Raw genomic sequence first — 7,947 nt, 5'->3', positions numbered from 1 at the left:
TCGGTGTTGATGCCTGTATCATTATTAAGACTAGCAGTAATTGATGGTGCTGTTGTGTCTGGTGTTGATTGATTGACGACTACATTTTGAGTAGTTTCTTTACTATTTCCGGCTAAGTCAACTGCTTTAATAATCAGGTTTTGTTGTCCAGATAAATCGCTTAAAGTTAATTCAACATCAAATGCACCTTGATTATTTATCGGTACATTAATTTCACTGTTATTACCAAAACGATAACTTAATTTATCTATTGTTGAACCTGTACCATTTACAGTACCTTGCAATCTTGCACCTGGATTCAATATTGCATTAGTTTGAGGATTGGTAATATTAATTTGTGGTAAAGCAGAATCAATGGTAAATTCTGTATTACTAGCATCACTCGGATTACCACTAATATCGGTGGCTGTGATAGTTAATTTTTTCAATCCATCGGTAATTTGAGATGTGGTAATTTCCCAAAAACCATTAACAACTGTTGTCTGTCCTAATTTATTTTGTCCATCAAATAGTTCTATTAATGCACCATTTTCTCCGTTACCTGTAATAGTTGGTGTATTTTGATTTGTGACTCTATCACCATCATTTTTCAAACCTACTTCTGTGGGTATTCCTGGTTTCGTTGTATCCAAGGTGAATTTAACTAAAAATTTAGAAATATTACCAAATTTATCTTCAGCACGTAAATTTAATTGATAGTCTCCGTCTGCGATTTGTCCACCTTTAATTTGAGCTAATCTCTCTTTATTTAAAACAAAGCTGCCATTTGCTTTTAACTCAGATAAAATATCAACGAAATTACTACCATCACTGAATTTAGCTTGTAATTTGCTAATATTATCAGCATTGTTGATAGAACCAGAAATTTCTGGATTATTAGTAATAATATCTAAATTACTAATTCCTGTATCTTGAGATAATTTGGCTATTAAGGTTGTATTATTAGATTGGGAAGCAAAGGTAATAATTTCTTGAGCTAAGGGAAGATTCCGCCAATCTTTACCACTAGCAAATAATCCTCCTATATCTGTTAATGTGCCGCTTGCACCTTGAATTTTAAAGATAATATCGTTGTAATCTGCATCTGTACGTTGGTCATTTCTAATATCTTCCCAACCAAAAGTACCTGGCACTAATTGTCCTATTTGTGTGGCATTATTGGGATTAGCAGCCGCAATAGAAAATAAGGGACGTTGACTACTACCTGCGTTGGGATTATCAAATACTTGTTGAACAGTTCCTTGGGGAACTAACATAAATGCAATTTTACCTCCGGGGGTAAAACTGAAGGTTTTTAAACCAGAATAATTTCCATCATTTTTATTACTTTCTCCTATTTCTCCAACAAATTTCGCGCCTTCATTAATATCAATAATTACTGTATATCCTAATGTTGAATTACTTAAAGCCCGACGAGCCGCTTCTTTGATATAATCTGCTGAACCAGGTGTTAAACTATCCATATTCTCAAGGCTGAAAATAGCCATTTCGTTATGGTAACTACCGGAGTCAGCTAAGAAGTCAATTGAGATTCTTCCTGTATTATCAACTAGAAATACTCCAGGAGTATCCGCGTGTTCTACGGCGATATTTTGCCCGTTAATATTTAAGATACCATGATCATCTTCCGCTTTTAATGTTATTAGTTCTCCTGGTGCTAAAGGTTGATTTTGAACGAGTTTAGCAAAAATTGCGCCTTCATCTCCGGGAGCATCTTGAATATTTATTTGCGAATCTAGATAATGTCCCATTTCTTCTAACAGGACATTGACAACTTGAGTAGGATTAGATTGTTGTGGGTTAAGTAAATCTTGAGAAATATAAATAGTATTATTGCCAAAAGCTCCATCAGCTTTTAATTGAGATTGAGGGATAATTTGAATATCGGGAATTTCTTGACCACTGGCTAAATTGTCAACTATTTGATGTGCCAATTCAACATTGCAACCATAGCCAAAAGCTAATTCTATATTATTTGAGAACTCAGAGGAATTGGAAAATTTTTGTAGTGCTATTTGTGTAATTGGGAGAATTTCTTGATTCAGATATTGGGTTGGTGTAATAGTAGCAAGGGAATCAAATTCTGAATGAATGAATGAATGAATGAATGAATGGGAATTTTTATCTAACGGGTTTACGGGTAAAAAGTCGTTACTCAATATACTAGAAGTGACAAGTGGTGAATTGGAGTCGTCACGAACATTAGATATATCCATAGATGCTCAACTTTTGGTTGTATATTTGCCCAGAGTGTGTAAATCTGCTACTAAACCGCAACGGCTCTATTGGAATATACCCTGAACAGTATGGTATAAACAAGATGTTTTTTGTAAAGACTTATGTATTTTTGTATTAAAAAATTAACTAATTTGACAATTTACGCAACTGGCACATTGGTAAGGTGCGTCAGATATCAACAATCTGTTTATCTGCGGTCAATTAAGTAGGTTGGCGTTGAAAATTGTCGTTATGGCAAGGCAAAAGGCAAGAGGCAAGAGTGAAGAGGGTTTGGGCGATTTTACTTTTCTTTACACAGTTTGGTTTTATTGTGTTCACCTACTTACCCTGAAAATATTATTCTACGCAGCTTCATCTTAATGCTGATTAAAAGAATGATTTTACTGCACGCAGAGGCGCAGAGGCACAGAGAGTAAGAGTTGGAAATTACGGAACTAGCCATAAATATTGGTAAGCTAATAGTAATGTTGGCAAAATGCTGGCTATTCATTCATGTTATGGTAGGTAGCAACGGCAGAAGGTGAAATCCGATTCAAGTAACGGAAAATCCAATATTTGAAGATCGTATCTAAAATTACGGGAAATGTGGCAATAAATAAGAAAATAAAATCACGATTGGCTGGTAATCCCCAATGTCGTGATATTCCTTCTAAGAGAACTTCCCAACCGTGAGGAGAGTGGAAACCGACAAAAACATCGGTAAATAAAATGATAATAAATGCTTTAGCACTATCACTTAAACCATAAACTACGTTATCAAAAAATTCTTTGAGGACTGCGATAGAACGCTTACTAACAAGTAATAAGATGGTGAAGGTAATTACTGCGAAAATATCAGCAAATACATTTTTAATAGCATTATCACTTTCTTTACGAAATTCCTCTTTGACTTCCTCTGCTTTCTTCTTTATTTTGAGTTCTAATTCTTCAGCCCCAAGCGCAGGTGCATTACTAATTAAGGCTTCAAATTTGATTCTTTCTTCAAACCTTTGTAATGCTAATAATCCTTCTTCTTCCATTTCTCCATTTAGGAAAACTTCTACTGTTTTATCATGGCGAAAATGTTCTACCAATGGACCAACAATTAAAGCCTTGGATAATTGATGAGTTAGAAGAGGAACGATAATTAGTAAAAGTATAAACCGAATTGAGATAATACTTCTTTGTTGAGCTTTCCGAAAATTTTGAACTACATTTTGTTCAGATTCTGGATCTAATTCTACCTGTAGGCGAGTGATTGTGCTTAAAATTGACCGTGGTAAAATACCTGTTGTATTAGTTTTTCCTTTCGGTGTATTTTTGTTGGCTTGATTTGATGTTTTAGGAATAAATTGTTGGGAATTAACTAAATCTGTGGCTGGTACAACAGGTGAAGAGTTGGAGTTGTTATAATTTGTATCTATATCATTATTAGTATATTTGGAGGTAACTTGATCAATGAATTCTAGTTTCTCTAAAATTAATGCGGGGCTAGAATATTCTATACCCAATTTTAGGGCAGCTTTTTGTTTAGCTTCATTCGCAAACCACCGACTAGCTTTAAATTCTGTCAGCCGCATTTGCACAGTTTTTAATAACTTTTGCAAATCTCCTTGAAAATAATCCATGACACTGGCACTGTGTATGGTAAACTCGAAGTCTATTTTGTTACCATTAAAGTGTTGATCTTCAATTTCCTTAATTTTTATAGCTGCTTGATAAGCTGTACTTAAAGAACGTTCTGGTGTCAGTAGATACCATCTGTAAGCAGACAATAAAAAGGGGTATATTTTTTGGCTAGACACGGTACTTTTCATCGAGACGATTATTTGGGATTATCTACTAAATTCTTAAACTTAAGTTAACGCAAAAACCATGATTTCTGATTCTCTTTGGATTTTTGGTACTAGTCGTAGTGGTAAAACTACTCGCTTGGTCAGCTATTTTGATGCTTGGTTGCAAGTTAATAATCAAGTTTCCGGTTCATTTTATAATAAAAATCTTCACAATTCTCAAACCCAATCTATAGATCAAAATTTAAATTTACACCAAAAAGAACCAGGTATTTTATTGTTAGCTGCTAATGATGATAATCGCAGGGAATTAGCTGATAGAGTTACTACTTTAACACTGGGAAAATATCCTATTCGTGTCAAAACGGCTTTAGGTTTTTTCCAAGATGAGGTAATTTTGTTTTGGCCGTTGCTAATTGATTCATTGTCAATAAAAGCACAATTTCCGGTTAGATTACGTCCCGAAACGGAACAAGAGTTGGCGACGAAACTCTGGAGTTCTCAGTTAAATTCAGAAGTTTTGCGGCGTGTAGGGATGAATGAGAATCGTTTGGTCAGAAGGATTCTAGATTTATGGCAGTTGGCAGCTTATAGCGGTGTATCCTGTGAAGATATTCCCCAGATATTACAAAGTGGTTTAGAGGATAATTCTATCAATTTAGAGCCGGATTTTTTGGGTTTTTTACTACTAAATTGGCGAAATTGGTGTTTAGAAACAGGTTTATTGACTTATGCACTAATTACCGAATTGTATCACCAAAAATTATTACCTGATGGTAGCTATCAACAGCATTTAAAACACCGTTATCAAGGGATCATAGCAGATGATGTGGATGATTATCCGGCGATCGCTGCTAACTTATTTGCATTTTTGTTAGATGCTGGTGCTGTGGGGGCTTTTAGCTATAATCCTCATGGGGCTGTCCGCTGGGGTTTAGGTGCAGATCCTGAGTATTTATACCAATTATCTGGGCGTTGTCAAGTAGAAACTTTAACTTCACCACCTGTAAATAGTTTGGGATATTCTTTGACTGAGCAAATGGTAGAATTGGTAACACAGCCAATGACGATGTTGAGTTTACCCAGTTGTGTCAAGCCTATTCAAACTAATTCCCGCGCCCAATTATTACGCCAAACAGCCGAGATCATTATTGATGGGGTGCAGTCAGGGGAAGTAGCGGCGGATGAAGTAGTAATTATTGCACCGGGTTTAGATGCGATCGCTCGTTATACTCTAGTAGAAATATTAACTAAACAAAATATCGAGGTAGAATCTCTCAACGAACAACGCCCCTTAATCAGTTCTTCAGTGGTGAGAGCATTACTTACCCTCATGGCTCTAGTTTACCCCGGTTTGGGGCGGTTAGTAGATAGGGATGCAGTGGCGGAAATGTTGGTGGTTTTGAGTCAATATCAAACCCAAAATGGGCAGGAAAAAGAATTCCATCATTCTCAAATAGATCCGGTGCGGGCTGGGTTAATCGCTGATGCTTGTTTCGTTCCCCACCCCGACACACCCAATTTATTACCAGTGAAAACCTTTGAACGCTGGGATAGAATTGGCTATATTGCCACTCAGGCCTATGAAGATATATTACAATGGATTGGCAAACAGAGAGAGGAATATCACCAGGGACTTCTCCTCACCCCCATTTTTCTCCTCTACAAAGCCATTCAAGAGTTTGTGTGTAAGGATAAAAACCCTTCATATCAAGAATTAGCAGCATTAAGAGAATTAATAGAAACCGCTCAACATTATTGGGAAGTAGATGCCCGCTTAAAACAAAATGATACTCTATTACTTTCACTGCATACACCAGAAACCCTTAGTATTACCATTAGTGATAGCGATAGCGTGGCGATAGCGATATTTATTCAACTGCTGCGACGAGGAACAATTACTGCAAATCCCTATCCTATCCGTCCTATCGGTAGCAGTAGAAAAGCCGTAACTTTAGCAACCATCTTTCAGTATCGTGCAAGTCGTAAACATCACCGTTGGCATTTTTGGTTAGATATTGGTTCACCACTGTGGGCAAAAGGTGGTGCAGCTACTTTATTTGGTGCTACTTTATTTTTACGAGATAGGTTAGGACAACCTTGGACAGCCGCAGATGAACAACTAGCCGAAGCACAAAGATTACAAAAAATTGTCACCGATTTACTGGCGCGGGTGTCTGATAAATTGTATTTATGTCATAGTGATTTAGCTATAAATGGACAAGAACAAATAGGTCCATTATTACCTTTAGTTCATTCTTGTGAAGTAGTTTAGCAGGAGTCAGGAGTCAGGAGTCAGGAGTCAGGAGGAAGGAAGAAAGAAGAAAGAAGAAAGAAGAATCGTTTTCACCAATGACCAATGACCAATGACCAATGACCAATGACCAATAACCAATGACCAAACTACTTATAAATAAAACCTCCAGATTAAGTTCTAGAGGCTGTTTATTCAAAATTTATTTACAGGCTTTTTTAGCAATCTGTACTTCCATTAGAAGAACTAAGATCAGTAGGAATTATCTTAGTTCCTGATTGATTTAGACTAAATGAACCGGAAGGGTCTGCTTTGAATACTGCTGGACTAATTCCGGGTTTTGATGCCGAAGAATTATACAAAATAAACTCTCCGGGATAAGTACCGCTCTCTCCTGGTTGTAAAGTTTGTTGTTTGAGGGGTGACTTCTCCCCAAAATTATAGAAAATCCTTGGTGCTTCTGTATTATTTTTAAGTGTAAATCCTCCAACAATATTAGAGGCTTGTTCCGAACTTAATTCCGATAAACAACTTTCATCAAAACCAATTAAAGAAGCATCTATTCCCTTCTGAGAAGTCGTAAAATTTTCTTGCAACATTATCTTAATATCTCCAAAATAACATAGTTGGAATTAACCTGCTATAACCAGCTTATGCTTTAGTCAAAGTAATTTAATTAATCCTAAGTTAGATATTTTAAATTAACCCTAAGTTAGATGACTGACATCAATATGATGAGATTTTTGTCAGAAAATGCCGCAATAACAACGTAAGTAAGTGAACACAATAAAATCAAACTGTGTAAAGAAACGTAAAATCGCTGAAAACTTCTTTACTCTTGCCTTGCTATAACGATAATTTTCAACGCCAACCTACTTAGTTCCCTCCCCTTTATAAGGGGAGGGTTAGGGAGGGGTAAAACATTTGATACAGCAATCATGACTTTTCAGGTATTGGGATTTGTGAAGAAACTTGTTGAGGGATTGCAGTTTGTAACTATTTTGTACAACTCTCCAGCATATTCCTTTAAACTAAATTTCCATAGGAATATAAAAACATTGGAAATGGAGACAAAAATCAATGCCTACAGTGAATTTATGTTGCCATGAATTTGTGGTGGCTATTTCCTCAATCGCTTGTATTGTCGGTCTATGGTTATTAAAGGATGATAATCAAGCCATAGATGATTTTCAAGAAACAGAAGAAAGTCTCTTAAGAATGAGCTTTGCTTACTGGTTAGTTTATTGCGTTGCTTTTGGGATAGAAAAAGTATTTTTATTTGACTGGGACGCTGTAATGATGACTTTAAGAATTACTACAGCTTTGTCATATTTCTTAACATTTTCTTGTATTTTGAGTTTACCGTTACATAAGTTTGCAGTTCTTGACACTCTCAGGGCTGAAGCCACTGAGATTCTTAAAATTTTGCAATCCTAATATCCTGTTTGCACAGGTTCCCAAACTCAACACGTTTGCACAAAAGTGCGTGCTGATACTGCTAGTTGCTTTACTTGGAGAGACCCCAATACCGCACTGGCTCATCTTTTGGGCGTTTAGCTGTTAAACAGCAAGTTTCGCGGAGTCCCCACGTACTATATTTCGACTTCGCTCAATACAAGTTTTGAAAGCTCTATCTCTAATTGTTTTGGCAGCACCAATATCGGCGTGTTCGTGATACCCACA

The 7,947-nt window shown here is 36.3% G+C and carries 6 protein-coding genes; 2 read left to right on the top strand and 4 right to left on the bottom strand.

What is annotated here, in order from left to right:
• A partial coding sequence (locus AN486_RS25540; protein ID WP_290602953.1) for an Ig-like domain-containing protein occupies positions 1–2,216 on the bottom strand: 2,216 nt, incomplete at its 3' end.
• A 504-nt stretch (positions 2,217–2,720) separates the two neighbouring features.
• Positions 2,721–4,034, bottom strand: a complete 1,314-nt coding sequence (locus AN486_RS25535; RefSeq protein ID WP_290602952.1) for a proton extrusion protein PcxA — start codon at positions 4,032–4,034, stop codon at positions 2,721–2,723.
• 58 nt (positions 4,035–4,092) lie between these two features.
• On the opposite strand from AN486_RS25535, the gene AN486_RS25530 reads away from it, so the two are divergent.
• Positions 4,093–6,285, top strand: coding sequence for a recombinase family protein (locus AN486_RS25530; RefSeq protein WP_290602951.1), 2,193 nt, complete (start codon positions 4,093–4,095; stop codon positions 6,283–6,285).
• Positions 6,286–6,298: 13 nt separating this feature from the next.
• Here the strand turns inward: AN486_RS25530 and AN486_RS25525 are convergent, their stop codons facing one another.
• Together AN486_RS25525 and AN486_RS25520 are read right to left on the bottom strand one after the other, a co-directional pair.
• Positions 6,299–6,463, bottom strand: a complete 165-nt coding sequence (locus tag AN486_RS25525; RefSeq protein WP_290602949.1) for a hypothetical protein — start codon at positions 6,461–6,463, stop codon at positions 6,299–6,301.
• Positions 6,464–6,482: 19 nt separating this feature from the next.
• The gene (locus AN486_RS25520) at positions 6,483–6,863 is read right to left on the bottom strand and encodes a hypothetical protein (RefSeq protein ID WP_027401010.1); all 381 of its coding nucleotides are present in this window, start codon (positions 6,861–6,863) and stop codon (positions 6,483–6,485) included.
• A gap of 481 nt (positions 6,864–7,344) precedes the next feature.
• Here AN486_RS25520 and AN486_RS25515 point away from each other — a divergent pair, with 481 nt between their 5' ends.
• Positions 7,345–7,701, top strand: a complete 357-nt coding sequence (locus tag AN486_RS25515; RefSeq protein WP_290602948.1) for a hypothetical protein — start codon at positions 7,345–7,347, stop codon at positions 7,699–7,701.
• Positions 7,702–7,947: the final 246 nt, after the last annotated feature.

The organism is Anabaena sp. AL93, assembly GCF_001672085.1.
GTDB lineage: Bacteria > Cyanobacteriota > Cyanobacteriia > Cyanobacteriales > Nostocaceae > Dolichospermum > Dolichospermum heterosporum.
Note: the sequence above shows the minus strand (reverse complement) of the source record. Positions and strands in the feature narration are given on the sequence as shown.

Coding starts and splice junctions, on each gene's coding strand:
- AN486_RS25530 (WP_290602951.1), top strand. CDS start 4,093: ATGATTTCTGATTCTCTTTGGATTTTTGGTACTAGTCGTAGTGGTAAA.
- AN486_RS25520 (WP_027401010.1), bottom strand. CDS start 6,863: ATGTTGCAAGAAAATTTTACGACTTCTCAGAAGGGAATAGATGCTTCT.
- AN486_RS25515 (WP_290602948.1), top strand. CDS start 7,345: ATGCCTACAGTGAATTTATGTTGCCATGAATTTGTGGTGGCTATTTCC.
- AN486_RS25535 (WP_290602952.1), bottom strand. CDS start 4,034: ATGAAAAGTACCGTGTCTAGCCAAAAAATATACCCCTTTTTATTGTCT.